General features: G+C 76.0%; 19 protein-coding genes. 10 read left to right on the top strand and 9 right to left on the bottom strand.

The window, feature by feature from the left end; genetic code table 11:
- Positions 1 to 2 precede the first annotated feature (2 nt).
- Positions 3 to 1,238, top strand: a complete 1,236-nt coding sequence (locus tag ABTZ17_RS04805; protein WP_352194050.1) for a cation diffusion facilitator family transporter — start codon at positions 3 to 5, stop codon at positions 1,236 to 1,238.
- 114 nt (positions 1,239 to 1,352) lie between these two features.
- Here the strand turns inward: ABTZ17_RS04805 and ABTZ17_RS04800 are convergent, their stop codons facing one another.
- Positions 1,353 to 1,544 (bottom strand): DUF1272 domain-containing protein, encoded by a 192-nt coding sequence (locus ABTZ17_RS04800; protein WP_352194049.1) that lies wholly within the window; start codon positions 1,542 to 1,544, stop codon positions 1,353 to 1,355.
- A 229-nt stretch (positions 1,545 to 1,773) separates the two neighbouring features.
- On the opposite strand from ABTZ17_RS04800, the gene ABTZ17_RS04795 reads away from it, so the two are divergent.
- The 3 genes from ABTZ17_RS04795 (at position 1,774) to ABTZ17_RS04785 (ending at position 5,014) form a co-directional block, all read left to right on the top strand.
- Positions 1,774 to 2,268: an NUDIX hydrolase gene (locus tag ABTZ17_RS04795; protein ID WP_352194048.1), complete on the top strand. Its 495-nt coding sequence runs from the start codon at positions 1,774 to 1,776 to the stop codon at positions 2,266 to 2,268.
- A 188-nt stretch (positions 2,269 to 2,456) separates the two neighbouring features.
- Complete coding sequence (locus ABTZ17_RS04790; RefSeq protein WP_352194047.1) at positions 2,457 to 4,169, top strand: serine/threonine-protein kinase; 1,713 nt, start codon at positions 2,457 to 2,459, stop codon at positions 4,167 to 4,169.
- Positions 4,166 to 5,014: a hypothetical protein gene (locus ABTZ17_RS04785; RefSeq protein ID WP_352194046.1), complete on the top strand. Its 849-nt coding sequence runs from the start codon at positions 4,166 to 4,168 to the stop codon at positions 5,012 to 5,014. Before ABTZ17_RS04790 ends, ABTZ17_RS04785 begins: the two co-directional genes overlap by 4 nt.
- Before the next feature lie 57 nt (positions 5,015 to 5,071).
- On the opposite strand, the gene ABTZ17_RS04780 is transcribed toward ABTZ17_RS04785, so the two are convergent.
- Entirely contained in the window at positions 5,072 to 5,389 is a 318-nt protein-coding gene (locus ABTZ17_RS04780) for a DUF6191 domain-containing protein (protein ID WP_352194045.1), read from the bottom strand.
- 533 nt (positions 5,390 to 5,922) lie between these two features.
- Positions 5,923 to 7,230 (bottom strand): ATP-binding protein, encoded by a 1,308-nt coding sequence (locus ABTZ17_RS04775; protein ID WP_352194044.1) that lies wholly within the window; start codon positions 7,228 to 7,230, stop codon positions 5,923 to 5,925.
- Positions 7,231 to 7,408: 178 nt separating this feature from the next.
- Here ABTZ17_RS04775 and ABTZ17_RS04770 point away from each other — a divergent pair, with 178 nt between their 5' ends.
- The gene (locus ABTZ17_RS04770; protein ID WP_352194043.1) at positions 7,409 to 8,932 is read left to right on the top strand and encodes a glycosyltransferase family protein; all 1,524 of its coding nucleotides are present in this window, start codon (positions 7,409 to 7,411) and stop codon (positions 8,930 to 8,932) included.
- Between the two features lie 12 nt (positions 8,933 to 8,944).
- Here ABTZ17_RS04770 and ABTZ17_RS04765 read toward each other — a convergent pair whose 3' ends face one another.
- Both ABTZ17_RS04765 and ABTZ17_RS04760 read right to left on the bottom strand, forming a co-directional pair.
- Complete coding sequence (locus ABTZ17_RS04765) at positions 8,945 to 9,184, bottom strand: hypothetical protein (protein WP_352194042.1); 240 nt, start codon at positions 9,182 to 9,184, stop codon at positions 8,945 to 8,947.
- Positions 9,185 to 9,188: 4 nt separating this feature from the next.
- On the bottom strand, positions 9,189 to 10,265 hold the full coding sequence (locus ABTZ17_RS04760; protein WP_352194041.1) for a TerC family protein: 1,077 nt from the start codon (positions 10,263 to 10,265) through the stop codon (positions 9,189 to 9,191).
- A 172-nt stretch (positions 10,266 to 10,437) separates the two neighbouring features.
- Here ABTZ17_RS04760 and ABTZ17_RS04755 point away from each other — a divergent pair, with 172 nt between their 5' ends.
- A complete protein-coding gene (locus tag ABTZ17_RS04755; RefSeq protein WP_352194040.1) occupies positions 10,438 to 11,208 on the top strand; it encodes a trypsin-like serine peptidase in 771 nt (256 codons plus the stop codon).
- A gap of 75 nt (positions 11,209 to 11,283) precedes the next feature.
- On the opposite strand, the gene ABTZ17_RS04750 is transcribed toward ABTZ17_RS04755, so the two are convergent.
- From ABTZ17_RS04750 to ABTZ17_RS04735, 4 genes are all read right to left on the bottom strand, one after another.
- Complete coding sequence (locus ABTZ17_RS04750) at positions 11,284 to 11,763, bottom strand: NUDIX hydrolase (protein WP_352194039.1); 480 nt, start codon at positions 11,761 to 11,763, stop codon at positions 11,284 to 11,286.
- 10 nt (positions 11,764 to 11,773) lie between these two features.
- Entirely contained in the window at positions 11,774 to 13,354 is a 1,581-nt protein-coding gene (gene lnt, locus ABTZ17_RS04745; protein WP_352194038.1) for an apolipoprotein N-acyltransferase, read from the bottom strand.
- A gap of 86 nt (positions 13,355 to 13,440) precedes the next feature.
- Positions 13,441 to 13,977, bottom strand: coding sequence for a hypothetical protein (locus ABTZ17_RS04740; RefSeq protein ID WP_352194037.1), 537 nt, complete (start codon positions 13,975 to 13,977; stop codon positions 13,441 to 13,443).
- 147 nt (positions 13,978 to 14,124) lie between these two features.
- The gene (locus tag ABTZ17_RS04735; protein WP_352194036.1) at positions 14,125 to 14,913 is read right to left on the bottom strand and encodes a glutamate racemase; all 789 of its coding nucleotides are present in this window, start codon (positions 14,911 to 14,913) and stop codon (positions 14,125 to 14,127) included.
- 188 nt (positions 14,914 to 15,101) lie between these two features.
- On the opposite strand from ABTZ17_RS04735, the gene ABTZ17_RS04730 reads away from it, so the two are divergent.
- From ABTZ17_RS04730 to ABTZ17_RS04715, 4 genes are all read left to right on the top strand, one after another.
- On the top strand, positions 15,102 to 16,268 hold the full coding sequence (locus ABTZ17_RS04730; protein WP_352194035.1) for a glycosyltransferase: 1,167 nt from the start codon (positions 15,102 to 15,104) through the stop codon (positions 16,266 to 16,268).
- A gap of 220 nt (positions 16,269 to 16,488) precedes the next feature.
- Complete coding sequence (locus ABTZ17_RS04725; RefSeq protein WP_352194034.1) at positions 16,489 to 17,025, top strand: DUF6643 family protein; 537 nt, start codon at positions 16,489 to 16,491, stop codon at positions 17,023 to 17,025.
- 66 nt (positions 17,026 to 17,091) lie between these two features.
- On the top strand, positions 17,092 to 17,928 hold the full coding sequence (locus ABTZ17_RS04720; protein ID WP_352194033.1) for an MOSC domain-containing protein: 837 nt from the start codon (positions 17,092 to 17,094) through the stop codon (positions 17,926 to 17,928).
- Positions 17,929 to 17,997: 69 nt separating this feature from the next.
- A complete protein-coding gene (locus tag ABTZ17_RS04715) occupies positions 17,998 to 18,609 on the top strand; it encodes an Rv1733c family protein (RefSeq protein WP_352194032.1) in 612 nt (203 codons plus the stop codon).
- Positions 18,610 to 18,687 lie beyond the last annotated feature (78 nt).

The raw sequence follows: 18,687 nt of genomic DNA, 5'->3' as shown, positions 1-18,687 counted from the left end.
TCATGGGCGCGCAGGACCACGCGCACGGCAGGAGCGGTGAGGGTCGGGACGGGGGCGGCGGGCACCCGCAGGAGGAGGACGGGGGGACCGTCCGTACGACCCGGACCGCGCCGAGCGCCGCACGGACCGGCCGGCCCGGGACCGATCACGGCCACCGGCACGCGTCCGGGGACGGGCACGAGGACCGGCACGGGGACGGGCCAGGGCACGGGCGCGGCCGGCAGGGCCGCGGGGCGCACGAGCACGACGGCCACGGCCACGGCGGGCACGGGCACGGCGGGCACGCGCACGGGGTGTCCGCGGACGCCGACCGCCGCTGGCTGACCATCGCCCTGGTGCTGATCACCTCGTTCATGGCCGTCGAGGTCGTCATCGGCGTCCTCGCCCGGTCCCTGGCCCTGATCTCCGACGCGGCGCACATGCTGACCGATGCCGTGTCGATCGTGCTGGCCCTGATCGCCATGCGGCTGGCCGCGCGGCCGGCGAAGGGCGGCTTCACCTACGGGCTGAAGCGGGCGGAGATACTTTCCGCCCAGGCCAACGGGCTGACGCTGCTGCTGCTCGGGGCCTGGCTCGGCTACGAGGCGGTCCGCCGGCTGTTCGACCCGCCGGAGGTCGAGGGCGGTCTGGTGCTGGTGACGGCGCTCGCCGGGATCGTGGTGAACGTCGCCGCCGCCTGGTGCATCTCGAAGGCGAACCGCTCCTCCCTCGCGGTGGAGGGAGCCTTCCAGCACGTCCTGAACGACCTCTACGCCTTCATCGGCACCGCCGTGGCCGGGTTGGTCGTCATGACCACGGGCTTCGCCCGCGCCGACGCCATCGCCACCCTGGTCGTGGTGGTGCTGATGCTGCGGGCCGGGTACGGGCTGGTGCGCGAGTCCGGACGGATCTTCCTGGAGGCGGCGCCCGCGCACCTCGACCCGGACGCGGTCGGGGACAGGCTGGCGGGCCGCGACCTGGTGGCGGAGGTCCACGACCTGCACATCTGGACCATCACCTCGGGCGAGGCGGCCCTGTCCGCGCACGTCCTGGTGGCTCCGGCGGGCGACTGCCACGCCGTCCGCCGCGACCTGGAGTCCCTGCTGCGCCAGGAGTACGGCATCGGGCACACCACCCTCCAGGTCGACCACGCCCCCGAGGTGCTGCTGACGGTGGGCAGCGGGGCCCGGGCCGAGGACCCCGGCCACTGCGCCGCCGCGCACGGTCCGGTGCACCACGGCGGCCCGCACCCCCACTGACCGCCGGCGGACCGAACGCCGCCCGGGCGCGCCAGGGTCGGGTGCCCGGGCCCGGGCGTCGCGTCGGACGAACCCGGTGCTCGGACGGACGCGGTGGGCAGGCGGAGGCGGTGCTCAGACGGAGGAGGCGGGCAACCGGCGCGGGCGGGCGACGAGCTCCCCGCCGCAGTTGGGGCACGCGTCCGCCATCGCGTCGGCGCAGGGCACGCAGTACGTGCACTCGTACGAGCAGATGCGGGCGGCGGCCTCCGCGGGCAGTTCCGCGGTGCCGCACCGCTCGCAGCGTTCGCGCATCTCCAGGGCCATGACGTCTCCTCCGAGGTGGGTCTCGTGACGGGTCCGGGCGCCGGTGGCGGCCCCGGGGGCTCCATCCTCGGCGGGAACGATCTTCCCGGAAAGGCCCGGCCGGGCCGGCCCCGCGTACGATCCGGCCGCCCCCTCTGCGACCGTCCCCGGCCGGTCGCCCTCCGGTCGCGGTCCGGTCGTTCCGCGGGGCGGCTTCCGGGGGTGTGCGGGGCCCGGGCATGCTGCGGGGATGAGCGGACAGGAACGGACGCAGAAGCGGAGCGCCGGATTGCTGCTGTACCGGGCGCGGGCCGGGAACGGGGAGCTGGAGGTGCTGCTCGGGCACATGGGCGGCCCCCTGTGGGAGCACCGGGAGGAGGGCGCCTGGTCGGTCCCCAAGGGCGAGTACGGGCCCGAGGAGCAGCCGCAGGCCGCGGCGCTGCGGGAGTTCGAGGAGGAGTTGGGGGCGGCCCCGCCGCCGGGGCCGTACCTGCCGCTGGGTGAGGTCCGGCAGAAGAACGGCAAGCTGGTGACCGTGTGGGCGGTGGCCGCGGACTTCGACCCGGAGCTGATGCGGCCGGGCACCTTCACCATGGAATGGCCCCCGCACTCCGGGCGGTTCGGGGAGTTCCCCGAGCTGGACCGGGTGGCCTGGTTCACCCCCGAGGAGGCCCGCGGCCGGGTGGTGGCCGCCCAGTTCGCCTTCCTGGAACGCCTCGGCGAGCGACTGGCCGCCGCCGACTGACCCGCCCTCCGCCCACGGCCCGGCCCCGTCCCCTCCGACGCCGGGCCGGGCCCCGCTCCGCCCACCGACTCCCGGAAGCCGTGCCCGCCCCGGTGTGCGGGAACCGGACATGGCGGGAATCGTGTCTGCAGGGGTGCGACGGGAACGGCTGACACGGCACGGCGGGGCGACCCGCCCAGGGGGGCGAGATGAACGCGTGGACGGTCCCCGGCTACACGGAGACCAGGGAGCTCGGGTCGGGCGGCAGCGGTCGGGTGGTGCTCGCCGTGCACGGGGCCACCGGCGTTCCCGTGGCGGTGAAGTACCTGAGCGAGCGGCTGCGCCGGGATCCGGCCTTCGTCGCCGAGTTCCGGCGCGAGGCCCGGCTGTTGGGCGGCCTGCGGTCGCCGTACGTGGTCGGACTGTACGAGTACGTCGAGGCCCCCGACGGGGCCGCGATCGTGATGGAGCTGGTGGACGGGATCGCCCTGCGCGCCCTGCTGGCGCAGGAGGGCGGCACCGGCCCCGAGCCCGCCCTCGCGGTCCTCAAGGGGTCCCTGCTGGGGCTGGTCGCCGCGCACCGGGCGGGGGTGGTGCACCGGGACTACAAGCCGGAGAACGTGCTCGTGGCCGCCGACGGCACCTCCAAGCTGGTGGACTTCGGGATCGCGGCGGGCCGCGGCACCACCCCCGGCGTGGCCGGTACGCCCGCGTACATGGCGCCCGAGCAGTGGCGCGGCGGCCCGGCCTCGCCCGCCGCCGACGTGTACGCGGCGACGGCCGTCTTCTTCGAGTGCCTGACCGGCCGGAAGCCATTCGCCGGGGAGAACTTCGCCGAGCTGGCCCTCCAGCACATCGAGGCCCCGGTGCCGGCGGACGCCGCCCCGGAGCCCGTCCGGCCGCTGATCCTGCGCGGTCTGGCCAAGTCCCCCAGGGACCGGCCGGAGAACGCCGAGGTCTTCGTGGCCGAGCTGGAGGGCGTGGCCCGGCACGCGTACGGGCCGGACTGGGAGGAGCGGGGACAGCGCCGGCTCGCCGCCCTGGCGGCCCTGCTGCCGCTGCTCTTCCCCTCGGCCCAGGGCGGCGCCGCGGCCGGCACCACCTCCCTCGCCGAGACCGAGCTGGCGTCCGGCCCGACGGACGGCACGGACCCGGGCGGCTGGTGGCCGGGCCGGCGGGGCCTGTTCGCGGCGGGCGCGGCCGCCGTGGCGGGGGCCGTGCTGGTGCTGGCCACGCAGGCGGCGGGCGGCGAGCCCGGCGGGCGGGCCGCCGTCAGCTCCTTCGCGACCACCAGCGCGGGGCCCGGCCCGTCCCCCACCGGGACCGCGACCGGGCCGGTCCCCTCGGCCTCCCCGACCCCCGAGGCCCCGTACCCGACCGGTCCCACGCCGACCCCGACCGGGAGCCCGGATCCCGGCCCCTCGTGGACGCCGTCCCCGACCCCCTCGTGGACGCCTTCGCCGAGCCCGTCGTGGACTCCCTCGTGGAGCGCCACGCCCACCCCGACCCGGTCGGTGACCCGACCGCCCGTCAGCCCGCCGCCCACCACGGAACCCCCGGTGCCGGAGCCCCGGGTCCGCTCGGTGGAGGTGAGCGGTTTCCGGCAGACCGGGGTGACCACCGGCGAGGCCGTGGTCACGGTGACCCGGGAGGCCGCCGACTCCCGCCGGTCCAGCCGGGCCGGCACGGGGGCCGCGGGGGCGGTCACCGTCACGCTGGAGTGGTTCACCTCCGACGAGAGCGGGGGGCCGGGCAGCCCGGAGGGCTCGGAGTCCCATCCGTACGGCGAGGGCCCGCTGACGGTGTCCCACTCCTTCTCCGGGAACGGCTGCTACTGGTCGGTCCGCGCCACCACGCGGCCCGCCGCGGGCAACGGCTCCTCGGTACAGCAGCTCTTCGTCAGGCGGTGCACGATCTCATGAGCGATCCCCGCGTCCCCTTCGCCCGCGACCCCGAACCCGACCCGGACACCACCACCGCGACCACCGTGCCCGACCCGGTGGCGGACACCGTCCCCCGGGGCGTGCCCGTCGTCCCGGAGGCCGCACCCCCGGACCCGGACCGGGCGTCCGGGGACACCTCGGAGTCCGGGTACAGCGCCACGGTGCTCGGCAGCCACTGGTTCGACACCCCGCACCCCGGGACCGTACGGGCCACCGCCCCGCCGGGACCCGACCCGACTCCCGGGATCGCGACCACCCTCCGGGAGTCCGCGCCGACCCCGGTGATGCCCGACCGGGTGGAGGGTTCCGTGCTGCGCTTCGGTCCCGGGGTGACCGCGGCGGCGGCCGCCCGGCCGGCGGGACCGGGCACCCTGGCCCGCTGGCACGGCGCCCCGCCGCGGCCGCCCGTCCCCGTACGCCGGCGGCGCCGGGGCGCCGGGCTGCGCCGGTACGCCCTGGCCCTGCTCGTCCTGCTCGCGGTGCTCGGCTACCTGAGTTGGCAGCGGTTCGGTCCGGTGCTGCGCGTGACCGCCGTGGAGGTGCGGACCGATCCGGCGGGTCCGGCCTGTGACACGGCGGCCCGGGTGGTCGCCGTGGTGCGGACCGACGGGCGGCCCGGCACCCTGCGCTACCGGTGGGCGCGCAGCGACGGCGGCCGGTCGGCGGAGCTGACCGAGCGGGTCCCGCAGGGGCGGCGCGAGACCCGGCTGAACCTGCTGTGGACCTTCCGCGGCGAGGGCACCTACCGGGCCCGGGCCACCCTGGAGCTCCTCGGCCCGGCCCCGCGGACGGCCTCGGCCGGATTCACCTACCGCTGCCCCTGAGCACGCCCCCGACCGCCTCCGGGCGGGGTCCGGGCACCGGCCGGGCACGGGGCCCGGTCAGGGCCGCTCGCCCGGGACCCGGATGACGGCCGTGCCGCCGTCGAGGTCCACCCGCGTCCGGGGCGGGGCGCCGTCCTCCTCGTCGTCGCGCATGACCAGGGAGCTGCGGCGCTCGCGCAGTTCGTGCTGCTTGCCCGGGGAGAAGCTCGCGTGCAGCTGTTCGAAGCCGGTGGCGGACACCTGACCGCCGTTGCCGCCCCACCGCCAGGGCAGGAGACCGGCGCGCCCGGCGCGGGCCAGGGCGAAGTCGAGGAAGGCGATCAGCGTCAGCAGGATCGCCAGTCCGGGCAGGGTGACGAACACCGCGAACCCCATGCCGCTCCCCTCCGTGCGCCCGGTCCCGGGCCCGCTCCCGCCCCGACCCTAGTCCACCGGCGCCGGCCGGTCACCGCCCCGGCGGCGCCTCCCGGAACCCGTGTCCGCCCCGCCGGCGCGCCCGCCGCGAGACCGTCGACCCGACCTCCGGCGCGCCCGCCGCGGGGCCTTCCGGCGGGGTCGGACGGCCCGGTCGGGCGGGCCCTCCGGACACCGGCCGGACGGCCGGGCGGGGTCCGGCGCGAACCCGTCGGACGGAGGAGCGAGGAGGGGCCGGGCGGCCGAAGCGCGGGTCCCGGCCCGGCGGGTTGAATCGGAACGTACCGCAGCGGAGGCGCCGAACCGCTTCCGCGGCGGTCGAGGCGACCGCGTTCCAGCCGGCGACACACCCCAACGGAACGCGGCGTTCCGCGCCGGCACCCTTCGGCGCGGAAGGCCCGCAGTGCTTTGGGGAGTGCTGCGGGCCCACCCTCCCGCCGGCGGCGGGCCCGGTCCGGGCACGGGACCGGGCCGCCGTCGGGCCCGGACGGCCGTCACGCCCGGGCGTGGGCGGAGATGTCCGCCTCGAACTCCTCCAGCGCCTCCGGGGTGACGGTGGGCCGGCCGCCCGCGACCGCGGCGAGGTAGTCCTCGGTGGTGGCACCCGGCCGGTCCGGGGCCCCGCTCCGGGGTCCCGCCCACTCCAGGTCCCGTTCGAAGGAGACCTGCGCCGCGATGCGGGCCGCGTGCTCGATGTCCGCCGGGGAGAACATCTCGCTCGCCGCGACCAGCGCGGCCACGTCCACGTCCGGCCGGCCCGCCGTGTAGCGGGACCAGATCGCCGACCGGGCGGCCTCGTCGGGGGTGCCGATGGGGATCAGGTAGTCGAAGCGGCCGGGCCGCAGGAAGGCCGGGTCCAGGGAACGGATCGAGTTCGTGGCGCAGACCAGCAGCCGTTCGTCGCCCTCGCGGAAACCGGGGATCAGCTTGAGGAGTTCGTTGGTGACCCCGTGCACCCCGCCGGGCCGGGCGGGTTCGGTGCGGACGGGGGCGATCTCCTCGACCTCGTCGATGAAGACGAGGACGCGCTCCAGCTCCGCGATCCGCGCGAACGCGGTGCGCAGGGCGGCCGCGAGGTTCCCCTCGTCGGCGAGGCGGGAGGGCAGGAGCTCCACGAAGGGCCAGCCGAGGCGGGAGGCGATGGCCCGGGCGAAGGTGGTCTTGCCGGTGCCGGGCGGCCCGAAGAGGGCGATGGAGCGCGGGGGCCGGACCCCGTGCTGGGCGGCCCGTTCGGGTTCGGCGAGGGGCAGCACGACCCGGCGTTCGATGAGGTCCTTCTCCCGTTCCATGCCGGCGACGCCCGCCCACAGGCCGCCGGGGAGGAGCCGGCCGCCGAGTTCGTCGAGGACGCCGGCGGCGGGGCCGTGGAGGGGTTCGGTCTTCTCGAAGTAGGCCACGGCGGGCTGGCGGGTGTAGCCGGCGTTGAGGAGGCCCTCGCCGAGCAGGTCCTCCTCGGGCAGCACGTAGGCGATCTTGCTGACGTGGGCGGCGATGAGGCGGCGTTCCAGTTCCACCAGGAGGGCGCTGGCCAGGCCGCGGCCGCGCCAGCCGGAGTTGATGGCGATCCGCATCACCCAGGCGCGTTCGCCGGCGACGTGCGCGAGGGCCGCGCCGATGGGGACGCCCTGGTGCACCGCGACCACGGCGGGCTGGCGGCTCGTGAGGGCGCTGATGCACTCGGCGAGGGAGTACACGGATTCCTGGCCGAGCTCGGCCGTGGTGTCGATCAGATGGACCACCGCGGCGAGGTCGCCCTCGCGGTAGTCGTGGATCAGCCAGCCGTTGCTGTGCACCGTTGCCACCCCTTGTCCTTGCGTGTGGGGCGAGGCTAGGCGGGTCGGGGCGGGCGCTCTCAGTGACGTGGTGCACAACGGGCAACCCGCGGGCCCGCCGTTCCGTCTATAGACGCGGCCGCCCGTCCGGGGCGGCCGCGGGGGCGCGGCCGGCGCCTGCGCCGCCCTCTCCCGCCGCGAAAGTCCCATGCCGCCCCTGCCTTCCGCGCCCGACCGCCCCGTTCCCCGCCGTCCCGACCGGTGGCGCGCCCTCGCGGTGCCGCTGGTCCCGGCGGTGTTCCTGCTGGTGCTCGGGCTGTGGGGGCTGTCACGGGGGCACAGCGTGTGGCGGGACGAGGCCGCGACCTGGCAGACGGCACTGCGGACGGTGCCGCAGATCTGGCACATGCTGGGTCAGGTGGACGCCGTGCACGGGCTGTACTACCTGATCATGCACGGTCTCTTCGAGGTGTTCGGGGACAGTACGACCACGCTGCGGCTGCCGTCGGTGCTGGCGGCCTCCGCGGCGGCGGGCCTGGTGGCGGTGACGACCGCCCGCCTGGCCGGGCGTTGGGCGGGGCTCGCGGCCGGGCTCACGTTGGCGCTGCTGCCGGCGGTGCAGTTCTACGCCCAGGAGGGACGGCCGTACGCGCTGGTCCTGGCCGGGGCCGCGGTGGCGTCTTGGCTGTTGGTGCGGATCCTGGGGGAGGCCGCGGGGTCCGGGACGGGCGGGCCGGCTCCCGGGCGGGCCGTAACGTGGGCGGCGTACGGGGCGGCGCTGCTGTGCTGCGCGCTGCTGAACTGGTTCTCGCTGCTGGTGCCGGTGGCGCACGCGGTGACGCTGGCCTGGGTGCGGCCGGGGCGGGCGGTGGTGCGGCGGTGGGCCGTGGCCGCGGGCGCGGCGGTGGTGGGGGCGCTGCCGCTGGTGCTGTTCAGTCGGGGCCAGTCCGGTCAGGTGTCGTGGATCGCGCCGACGACCTGGCACACGTTGATCGCCCCGGTGGTGCTGCTGGCGGCGGGCGGGGCCTGCGCGCTGGTGCGACCGGCCCGGCCGGGTCGGCTGACCCCGGTGTCGGTGGGGCTGCCGCTGCTGGCCGTGCCGCAGCTGGGGCTGTTGGCGGCCTCCCTGGTGAAGCCCTTGTACCTGGACCGGTACGTGCTGTTCAGCCTGCTCGGCCTGGCGGTGCTGGTGGGCGGGGCGCTGGGGGCGGCGGTGCGCGGGACGCGGCGGCGGGGCCCGCGGGGCACGGCGGTGCTGGTCGTGCCGGTGCTGGCGGGGGCGGCGCTGCTGGGGACGCTGCCGCTGGAGCGGGCGAAGCGGGAGCCGGGGAGCCGTGTGGACGACGTGGTGGCCGCGGCCTCGCTGGTGGGCCAGTTGAAGGCGCCGGGGGACGCGGTGCTGTTCCTGCCGGCGGCCCGGCGGGACACGGCGCTGGTGTGCCCGGAGGAGTTCACGGGGGTGGCCGACATCGCGTTGGAGCGCAGTCCGGTGGTGTCGGGGACGTTGAAGGGCGTGGAGACGGACGGGGGTCCGCTGCGCGCGCGGATGCTGGCGCGGCAGCGGATCCTGCTGGTAACGGACGTCTCGGACGGGGTGCGCAGGTCTCCCAACGCCCGGGACCGGGTCAAGCTGCGGGTGCTGGCGGAGCACTTCCGGATGCTGTCGCAGGAGGATTCCCGGGGCCGCCGGGTGGCCCTGTACGAGCAGGTGGCGGAGCGCTCCGGGCGGTGACGGGCGGGCCGGTCAGCGGTCGGGGGACCAGCCGGTCAGTTCCTTCCAGACGGCGCCGCGCACCGAGGTGACGGGGACCTGCTCGGGGACGTACCGGCCGCAGTCCGGGTGGTGGCAGGGGCCGGCGGTCCAGGTGGGGACGTAGACGCCCATGGTCTTGTGGCGTTCCACGACGGCCTGCACGGGCTGTCCGCAGGTACGGCAGACGAATCCGGGCGGTGGGGGCGCCGTGGCCTTCCGTTCACTGTCCATACCATTACTTTAAGTCCCTTTTGCCCCCTATTGAAGGTCGGTCGGGAGGCTCGTCTCCGGCCGTGCCCTCCCCGTCCCCACCCGTGTCCCCGCCCCCGTCTTCGCCCGTGTCCCCGACTCGGTCCCCGTCCGTCTCCCCCGGGTCCACCGGCGGGGGACGGAGCAGGCTGAGGACCACGGAGGCGGCCAGGACGGTGGCGATGACCGCCAGGCTCACCAGGGAGGGGATCTCGGGGATCGAGGTGCTGATCGTCTCGTGCGAGGCCTGGAGCAGGAGCTTCACGCCGATGAAGGCGAGGATGAACGCCAGCCCCTTGCTGAGGTAGTGGAACCGGTCGAGCAGCCCGGCCAGCAGGAAGTACAGGGCCCGCAGGCCCAGGATCGCGAAGGCGTTGCTGGTGTAGACGATGAAGGGGTCGCTGCTCACGGCCAGCACCGCCGGCACGCTGTCCACGGCGAAGACCAGGTCGGCGGCCTCGATCGCGGCGACCACCGCCAGCAGCGGGGTCGCCACCCGCTTCCCCGCCTCCTTGACGAAGAAGTGGGTGCCCGCGTACTCGTCCCGGACCGGCACGACCTTCCGCAGCAGCCGCACGGCCAGGCTGCGCCCCGGGTCGAAGCTGTCCTCCTCCCCCTTCAGGATCTTGTACGTGCTGTAGAACAGCACCGCCGCGAAGGCGAACAGGACCGCGGTGAAACGGCTGACCACCGCCACACCGGCGGCGAGGAACACCCCGCGGAAGAGCAGGGCGCCCAGCACCCCGAGGAACAGCACCCGGTGCTGGTAGGCCCGCGGCACCCGGAAGTAGCCGAAGATCAGCGCGAACACGAAGAGGTTGTCGACCGACAGGCTCTTCTCCAGCAGCCAGGCCGTCGTGTACTCCACCCCCGCGGTCGAACCGACGACCCGGAAGACCAGGGCCCCGAAGGCCACGGCCAGCCCCACCCACACGCAGCTCCACACGGCGGCCTCGCGGAAGCCGATCACATGGGCCTTGCGGTGCGCCAGGAGATCGACCGTCAGCGACACCACCACGGTGGCGACGAACACCAACCACAGCCACAACGGCACGTCGTGCACGATCCGACCCCTCGGACGCGATGGACCCACGGTCTTCCTACGAGTGTCGCGCAGGTCGGGGCCGCTGTCGCAGGGGAGCCGCGCGCCCCGGAGCCGGCCGCCACCCGGATTCACAGGGGATTCTCAGGCGGAACCGGGCTCGGGCCATAGCCTCGGGGCGCACCTTCGGTGCATGATCCACCGCATGCTCCTCCGTCCGACCGCGCGGCTGCGGTCCGCGGCCCGCGCGGTCGTCGCCACCGCGGCCCTGGCCGCCCTCGTCGCCGCCACCGGGGAACCGGCCCTCTCGGCCCCGCTGCCGCTCGGCGTGACCGGCGGGGCGCCGGCCGGCGCGCGCAACGACCGGGTGGGGGCGCTGTTCCTGGGCGGGGCCGACGGCGGGCACTTCTGCACCGCCTCGGTGGTCCGCAGCGACGACCGCAACCTCATCGCCACCGCCGCGCACTGCCTGGAACGGCCGCAGGAGACCTGGTTCGCGCCCGGCTACCGGGACGGTGAGGCCCCGTACGGGCTGTGGCGGGTCACGGCCGCGTACACGGCCCCGTCCTGGGAGTCCGCGGAGGACCCGGACACCGACATCGGCTTCGCGACGGTGGCCCCGGTGGACGGCCGGGAGATCGAGGACGTACTGGGCGGGTTCCCCCTCCAGGCCGCCCAGTCGGACCGGGTGGCCGTCACGGTGGTCGGCTACCCGGCCTCCCGCGAGTCCCCCTTGACCTGCACGAACACCACCCGGTTGTGGAGCGGTACGCAGCGGGAGATCGACTGTCCGGCGCTGAGCGGCGGCACCAGCGGCAGCCCGTGGCTGACGGCCTCGGGCAAGCTGGCGGGGGTGCTCGGCGGCCACGAGGGCGGCGGCACCGTCCCCGAGGTCTCCTACAGCGCCGTCCTGGGCGGGGCCGCCCTGGAGCTGTACCGGCGGGCCGCCGTCTCCGGCGGCTGACCCGCCCGCCGGGCCGCGGGGGGCGTCCGCCCCGCGCGTCCCCGCCCCGGGGCCGGGACGATCAGGACGGGACGGTCAGGACGGGACGGGCTCGAACCAGGTGGGCAGGTCGTCCAGGGCCCGCCGGATCCGCTCCGAGGCGAACTCCTCCAGCGGCGGCAGCTCCCCCAGCGGGAACCAGGCCACCTCCAGCGACTCGTCGTCGTTGACCCGGGGAGTGCCTCCGATCGCCCGGCAGCGGAAGGTGATGTCCATGTACTGGCAGGTGTCGCCGTTGGCGTAGGTGACGGGCTGCAGCTGCTGCACCAGCACCACGCGTTCGGGCACGCACCGGACGGCGGTCTCCTCGTACACCTCGCGCACGGCGGTGGTGGCGGGCTGCTCCCCCGGTTCGGCGATGCCCCCGATCACCGACCAGCCGCCGGTGTCGGCGCGGCGGCCGAGCAGGACCCGCTCCCCCGTCCCGTCGAAGACCACGGCGGTGACCCCGGGCAGCAGGAGCAGTTGGTGTCCGGCGGTGGCGCGGAGGCGTCGGATGAACTCGGGCGTGGCCATGGACCCGACCCTATGCGGACCGGCGACGGCGGTCCCGCCACGCGCCGTACACGAGCCAGGCCAGGGGGGCGGCGGCCAGGGCGAACAGGGCGTACTCGGGGACGGGACCGAGGCGGGTGGCGGGAGTCAGCGAGGAGCGCAGCGGCACCTCGGCGACCAGCGCGTCCGGCACGAACATCTCCGTCTGCCGCACGACCCGGCCGTCCGGCCGGATCACGGCGCTGACCCCGCTGGTGACGGGGACGAGCACGGTCCGGCCGTGTTCCACGGCCCGTACCCGGTCCATGGCGAGCTGCTGGTAGGTCATCTGGGTCCGGCCGAAGGTGGCGTTGTTGCTGGGCACCGAGATGACCTGGGCGCCCGCCCGGACGGTGTCGCGGACCCGGCCGTCGAACGCGGCCTCGTAGCAGGTGACCAGGCCGACGCGGGTGCCCGCCATCGCGAACACGCCGGGCTTGTCGCCGGGGCCGAAGTCCCGTCGTACCCGGTCCACGTCCGAGCTGAAGAAGCGGGCGACCGAGCGCATCGGGATGTACTCGCCGAACGGCTGGATCTGCCGCTTGTCGTAGGTGGCGGTGGGGCCGTGCACCGGGTCCCACAGGATCTGCGTGTTCCGCAGCGGGCCGGTCTCGGGGGCGAGGACCGCGCCGACGGACACGGGCACGCCGATGGCCTTCACGGCCCGGTCGATGACCTCGTAGGCGTCGGGGCTGGTGTACGGGTCGAGGTCGGAGGAGTTCTCCGGCCACACCACGAAGTCGGGGTGCGGGACCCGGCCCGCCGCCACGTCGGCGGCGAGCTGTTCGGTGCGCCGGGCGTGGTTGTCGAGGACGGCCCGGCGCTGGGAGTTGAAGTCCAGACCGGCCCGGGGGACGTTGCCCTGGATGACGGCCGCGGTGGCGGTGCCGTCCTCGGCGGAGGCGTCCACGAGGGGACGGGCCGCCAGGCCCGCCGCGATCGGCAGGACCACCGTCAGTGCGGCGACGGCGGAGAAGCGGCGGGTGTCGCGGGCCAGGCGCAGCAGCGCGTACAGGCCGAACCCGCACAGGGCGACGGCGAAGCCCGCGAGGGGCGTGCCGCCGAGCGCGACGAGGGGGATGAACACCCCGTCGGCCTGACCGAAGGCGAGCTTGCCCCAGGAGAACCCGCCGAAGGGGACCCGGGCCCGCAGCCCCTCGGCGGCCACCCACACCGCGGCGGCCCACACCGGCCACAGCGGCAGCCGCGTGACCAGGGCGATCCCGACGCAGCCGAGGGCGATGAACAGGGCCTCGACGAAGGTGAGGGCCAGCCACGGCACCGGCCCGACCTCCTCGCCCGTCCACACCAGCAGCGGCAGCAGGAAGCCGAGCCCGGCGAGCAGCCCCCGACCGAAGGCGGCGCGCGGGCGCCTGCCGTACAGGGTGTGGGCCAGCAGCGCCAGGGCGGGGACCGCCAGCCACCACAGGGGGCGGGGCGGGAAACTGAGGTAGAGCAGGACGCCGGCCAGGGCCGCGAGCAGGGCGTCGGCACCGCCGCGGAGCCTGCGCCGCAGGTCGCGGGGGGCGGCTGCGGTGGGCCGGGGCGCTGTGCTGGGGGTGACGCTGCTCATTGGCGGAGTGTACGACGCCCTCCTGTGCCGGTTCCCCGGGACCCCGGACGGGGCCCCGGGACAGGGCCGGCGGGGCGGGGTCGGCGTCAGGCGGGTCGGGGCGGGTGCAGGGCGAGGAGCCGGTCCCGGATGACGCGGACGGCGGTCTCCGCGTCGTCCACGGTCACGGTGAAGGTGCGGCCGTCGCCGAGCCGGAGGACCAGGCCCTCACCGCGGCGGACCACGACGGCGGTGCCCTTCTCCGGACGCCAGCGGTAGCCCCAGCCGCCCCAGTGGCGGGGGGTGACGCGGGGTTCGAACTCGGCGGAGGCGATGTCGGAGAGCCGGATCCGGCGCCGGGGCAGGCCCATGTGCCCGCACCGGACCTCCATGGCCTCGTCGTCCACGGTCACGGCGACGTGGACGAAGGCCAGGGTGCCGTACAGGATCAGCAGGCCCGCGGCCGTGCAGCCGACGACCGCCATGACCAGGGCGACCAGGCCGGTGGTCCAGGCGGACACGACGGCCAGTTCGACCCCGAGGGCCAGGAAGGCGGCGCCCGCGATGGCGAGCACCCACTGCGCGCGATTGGTGGCACGGCCGGACCAGAGGGCCGGGCCGGTGCCGGGGGAAAGGTCCCTCATGTCAGGCAGCGTACTCAGCGGGCGGGCCGCCGGCACGGCACGTGCGCCGCACGGAGGAAAACCCGCCGGGCGGGCCGCCTCCGGGGCCGGGGCGGGTACGCTCCGCGCGGCCGGACGGGCTCCGGGCGGGCTCCCGGCGGGGAGCGCTCAGCCGTGGACGGGCGCGGCCGTCAGCAGGCGGCCGTCCGCGTAGTGCAGGACCTCCGCGGGCAACGCCGATTCCCGGCCGCTGAGCAGCACGGTCAGCCCGCCGGTGGGGGCGGCCTGCGGGTCGGGCCGGGCGCCGATCCGGCGGAGCGCCTGCGCGGCGACGGCCCCTGCGGAGCCGTGGAAGACGGGCAGCGGGCCGCCGGTGCGGGCGCGCAGCGCGGCCCGGATCGGCTCCTCGACCAGCTCGTAGTGGGTGCAGCCGATGACCAGGTCGGTGACGTCGGTCGGGGTGAGGGCCGCGGCGGCGGCCACGGTGCGGGCGATGCCGTCGTCGTCGGCCCACTGCACGGCGTCGGCGAGGCCGGGACACGGCACTTCGGTGACCTCGGCGCGGGCCGCGAACCGGTCGATGAGGTCGCGCTGGTACGGGCTGCCGGTGGTGCCGGGGGTGGCCCAGATCGCCACCTTGCCGCCGGCGGCCGCGGCGGGCTTGACGGCGGGCACCGTGCCGATGACGGGGATCGTCGGCTCCAGCTCGGCGCGCAGGGCGTCGAGGCTGTGCACGGAGGCGGTGTTGCAGGCCACGATGAGGGCGTCCGGGCGGTGCGCGGCGGCGGCGCGGGCCACGCGCAGAGCGCGCGCCGTCAGGTCCTCCGGGGTGCGGGGGCCCCAGGGCATGCCGTCGGGGTCGGAGGAGAGCACCAGATCGGCGTCGGGCCGCAGTCGGCGCACCGCGGCGGTCGCTGCGAGCAGGCCGATTCCGGAGTCCATCAGAGCGATCTTCACCCGGTCACTTTAATCGACGAGCCCGGCCCGACCGGGGACGGTCGCCCCGGACCGGGTGCGCGCGGGCCGTCCCCGGCCGGATTCCGTCGTACCGGACGCGGCGGGGCGCGCGGTGGCGGGCGGACCGGGCGGGAACACGCCGTGCGGGCCCCGGGACGCGGCGGCGCCGGTCGTGCAGACTGCGACGGATGAGCCTCCTCACGGTGACCGCGCTCCTGTCCCTGGCCGTCTGGATCTGGTTGTTGCTGGCGCGCGGCATGTTCTGGCGCACGGACGTGCGACTGCCGCCGCGGACCGCGCCGGAGGTCTGGCCTTCGGTGGCGGTGGTGGTCCCGGCCCGGGACGAGGCGGAGGTGCTGCCGCGGAGCCTGCCCACGCTGTTGGCCCAGGACTATCCGGGGCGGGCCGAGGTGATCCTCGTGGACGACGGCAGCACCGACGGCACCGGGGAGCTGGCGGTGCGGTTGGCCGCGGCGGGCGACGGACTGCCGCTGCGGGTGGTCTCGCCCGGGGAGCCGCCGGCGGGGTGGACGGGGAAGCTGTGGGCGCTGCGGCACGGGATCGCGCTGGCCCGGTCCTGTCCGGTCGGGGCGCCGGAGTACCTGCTGTTGACCGACGCGGACATCGCCCACGAACCGGACAGCCTGCGGGAGCTGGTGGCGGCGGCCCGCTCCGCCGATCTGGACCTGGTCTCGCAGATGGCCCGGTTGCGAGTGGCCTCCGGGTGGGAGCGCCTGATCGTGCCCGCCTTCGTGTACTTCTTCGCTCAGCTGTACCCCTTCCGGTGGGTGAACCGGCCGGGCGGGCGGACGGCCGCCGCGGCCGGCGGCTGCGTGCTGTTGCGGACGGCGGCCGCGGAACGGGCCGGGGTGCCCGACCGGATCCGGCAGGCCGTGATCGACGACGTGTCGCTGGCACGGGCGGTGCGGGACTCGGGCGGACGGATCTGGCTGGGGTTGGCCGACCGGGTGGAGAGCGTCCGGCCCTACCGGGGGCTCGGGGAGCTGTGGCGGATGGTGTCGCGGAGCGCGTACGCGCAGCTGCGCCACAACCCGCTGCTGTTGCTGGGGACGGTGGTCGGGCTGGCCCTGGTGTACCTGGTGCCGCCGGTGGCCCTGGTGGTCGGCCTGTCGTCGGGCGCCGGGGCGGCGGCGTGGGCGGGCGGGGCGGCCTGGGCGCTGATGGCGGCCAGCTACCTGCCGATGCTGCGCTACTACCGGCAGCCCCCGCTCACGGCCCCGCTCCTCCCGTTGACGGCGTTGCTGTACCTGCTGATGACGGTGGACTCGGCGGTGCGGCACTACCGGGGGCAGGGTGCGGCGTGGAAGGGGCGGACGTACGCGCGGCCGACCTGACGGGGGGGGCCGACCTGACGGGGTGCCGGTCACGGACGGATCCGTTCCGCACGGTTCTACTCGCGGGTACGAGTGGGCGCAGAACGGGGCGGAGGTGACGAAACGTGCACACGCGCGTCAGGTGACAAGGGTGTTGCCGACCTGCGAAGAAGCTGGTCAGAACGGGGTCGGGGGCCCCTCGGTATGGACCCCGTGCACCCGGGGGCTTAACTTATGTCGCATGACCTCCCCCCGCGCGTCTTACGGCGGCGGTTATTACTCCGCGCCCTCCTTCCCGGACACCCCCATCTACGACTCCCTCGTGGCCGAGCGCGGCACCCCGCAGATCGCCCCGATCCGCGTACCCGCCGCCTACGAACCTTCGGTGAGCAGCAGTCATCTGCCTGCGATGAGCAGCCATCTGCCTGCCGTGAGCAGTCATTTGCCCGCTCTGCCCGCCGCCCTGCCGGCGCTCCCCTCCGCACCCGCGCCGGCGTACCAGTACCAGCAGCAGCACACCCCGGCCTACGGGCACGCCTACCCGCAGCAGCAGCTGGCCCCCGCGGCCCCGGTGCCCCTCCAGCACGCTCCGGCGCCGTTCGTGCCGCAGCAGATGGGGGCGCCCCGCGGGTACCCACAGCCCCAGCCGATGCGTCCGGTGGCGCCCGGCGGCTACGAGGCGATGCGACCGGCCGCGCCGAGGCCGGCGCCCGCCCAGCCCGCCCCGGCCCCGTACGAGGACCCGTACAACCGCCCCTACCCCGGGCGCGGCTACTGACGGTGCGCGGGAGGCGGGTCTGATGAGGGGTGCCGCTGGGCCGGGTCCCGGTGGCAGCATGCCCCCATGAACAACTTGCGTGTCCAGGCGCTCCATGTCCATCCCGTGAAGGCCCTGGGGGGAGTCTCCCCCGAGGCTGCGGACGTGGAGCCCTGGGGGCTGTCCGGGGACCGCCGCTGGGCGGTGACCGGCCCGGACGGCACGGTGTGGACCCAGCGCGACCGTCCGCGGCTCGCGCTCGCTTCGGCCCGCCCGCTGGGGGGCGGCGGGCTGGAGTTGTCCGCACCGGGACTCCCGGCCCTGACCGTGCCGGTGCCGCCCGCCGCGGAGGCGGGCGGGGAACTCGTCCCGGTGCTGCTGTTCGGCAAGAAGGTGGAGACGGTGCTCGGCCCGGAGCCGGCGCACCGCTGGCTGAGCGCCCACCTGGGGACGGAGGTCCGCCTGGTGCACCTGGACGCCCCCGAGCACCGCCGGCCCGTCGATCCCGATTTCGCCCTGCCCGGCGAGACGGTGAGCCTGGCCGACGGCTATCCGCTGCTGGTCACCACCCTCGCCTCGCTGGAGGCCCTGAACTCCCTGATCGCGGGCGGCCCGCACGCGGCCGAGGGACCGCTGCCGATGAACCGCTTCCGCCCCAACGTGGTGGTGGCCGGGGCCGAGCCCTGGCAGGAGGACGGCTGGCGGCGGATCGCGGTGGGCGAGGTGACCTTCCGGGTGGCCCGCGAGTGCGGCCGGTGCGTGGTGACCACCACGGACCAGACCACCGCCGCGCGCGGCAAGGAACCGCTGTTCACCCTGGGGCGGCACCGCCGGTTCGGAAAGCGACTGGTGTTCGGACAGAACCTCGTTCCGGTGACGCGCGGCACGGTGCGCGTCGGCGATCCGGTGCGGGTCCTGGACTGAGGGGCACGACCCCCGCACGGGGGTGCGGGGACCGGGGATCGGGGCGAGGCCGAAGGGGGTGGCCGGACGGTGCGTGCGGCGACGGGCGTGTGGCGGTGGCGGCGCAATCCGCTGTGCCGGAGGACCGACCGGGCGGAGGCGTGGGCCGCGCTGCTGGCCCTGCTCTGCCTGCTGCTGGTGGCACCGGCGGTGGGGTGGACGGCGGGGGCGCGGGTGGACGCGGCCCTGCGGGAGGCCGTGCGGGAGCAGCGCGCCCACCGGTACGAGGTGACCGCGGTGGTGCTGCGGCCCGCGGCGCCGGGGCCGCTGTCGGCGGCCGCCGATCCGCAGGCCCAGCGACAGTCCGTGCCGTACCCGCGGGTGATCGCCGACTGGACCGGGCCGGACGGCAGCGCGCACCGGGGCGCCCTGCGGGCGCCCGGGGAACGGCCCCGGGCCGGGGAGCGGTTCACGGTGTGGACGGACTCCCGGGGTCGGCCCGCGGGGCGGCCCCTCGACCCGGCGGCGGCCACCGGACACGCCGTGGTGGCCGGGTTCGCGGCCGCCCTGGGCGTGGCCGCGCTCGCGGAGACGCTCCGGCGGCTGGTCGTACGCCGGCTGGTGCATCGGCGGTACGAGCGTCTGGATCGGGCCTGGGCGGCGGCCGGGCCCGACTGGGGCCGGGCGGGCGCCGGCAGCTGAGCGGGCCGCCCGGTGGCTCCGCGCGCGCTACGGTGGAGCGACCAATGCGGTGCCGGTGGAAGGTACCCGTTCAGGTCG

It is taken from the genome of Streptomyces sp. NPDC097619, assembly GCF_040302735.1.
In the GTDB taxonomy this organism is placed as follows: domain Bacteria; phylum Actinomycetota; class Actinomycetes; order Streptomycetales; family Streptomycetaceae; genus Streptomyces.
This window is presented reverse-complemented; position numbering and strand designations above follow the sequence as displayed.

Coding starts and splice junctions, on each gene's coding strand:
- ABTZ17_RS04765 (WP_352194042.1), bottom strand. CDS start 9,184: ATGGACAGTGAACGGAAGGCCACGGCGCCCCCACCGCCCGGATTCGTC.
- ABTZ17_RS04720 (WP_352194033.1), top strand. CDS start 17,092: ATGAACAACTTGCGTGTCCAGGCGCTCCATGTCCATCCCGTGAAGGCC.
- ABTZ17_RS04785 (WP_352194046.1), top strand. CDS start 4,166: ATGAGCGATCCCCGCGTCCCCTTCGCCCGCGACCCCGAACCCGACCCG.
- ABTZ17_RS04725 (WP_352194034.1), top strand. CDS start 16,489: ATGACCTCCCCCCGCGCGTCTTACGGCGGCGGTTATTACTCCGCGCCC.
- lnt (WP_352194038.1), bottom strand. CDS start 13,354: ATGAGCAGCGTCACCCCCAGCACAGCGCCCCGGCCCACCGCAGCCGCC.
- ABTZ17_RS04795 (WP_352194048.1), top strand. CDS start 1,774: ATGAGCGGACAGGAACGGACGCAGAAGCGGAGCGCCGGATTGCTGCTG.
- ABTZ17_RS04790 (WP_352194047.1), top strand. CDS start 2,457: ATGAACGCGTGGACGGTCCCCGGCTACACGGAGACCAGGGAGCTCGGG.
- ABTZ17_RS04755 (WP_352194040.1), top strand. CDS start 10,438: ATGATCCACCGCATGCTCCTCCGTCCGACCGCGCGGCTGCGGTCCGCG.
- ABTZ17_RS04805 (WP_352194050.1), top strand. CDS start 3: ATGGGCGCGCAGGACCACGCGCACGGCAGGAGCGGTGAGGGTCGGGAC.
- ABTZ17_RS04770 (WP_352194043.1), top strand. CDS start 7,409: ATGCCGCCCCTGCCTTCCGCGCCCGACCGCCCCGTTCCCCGCCGTCCC.
- ABTZ17_RS04750 (WP_352194039.1), bottom strand. CDS start 11,763: ATGGCCACGCCCGAGTTCATCCGACGCCTCCGCGCCACCGCCGGACAC.
- ABTZ17_RS04780 (WP_352194045.1), bottom strand. CDS start 5,389: ATGGGGTTCGCGGTGTTCGTCACCCTGCCCGGACTGGCGATCCTGCTG.
- ABTZ17_RS04730 (WP_352194035.1), top strand. CDS start 15,102: ATGAGCCTCCTCACGGTGACCGCGCTCCTGTCCCTGGCCGTCTGGATC.
- ABTZ17_RS04800 (WP_352194049.1), bottom strand. CDS start 1,544: ATGGCCCTGGAGATGCGCGAACGCTGCGAGCGGTGCGGCACCGCGGAA.
- ABTZ17_RS04740 (WP_352194037.1), bottom strand. CDS start 13,977: ATGAGGGACCTTTCCCCCGGCACCGGCCCGGCCCTCTGGTCCGGCCGT.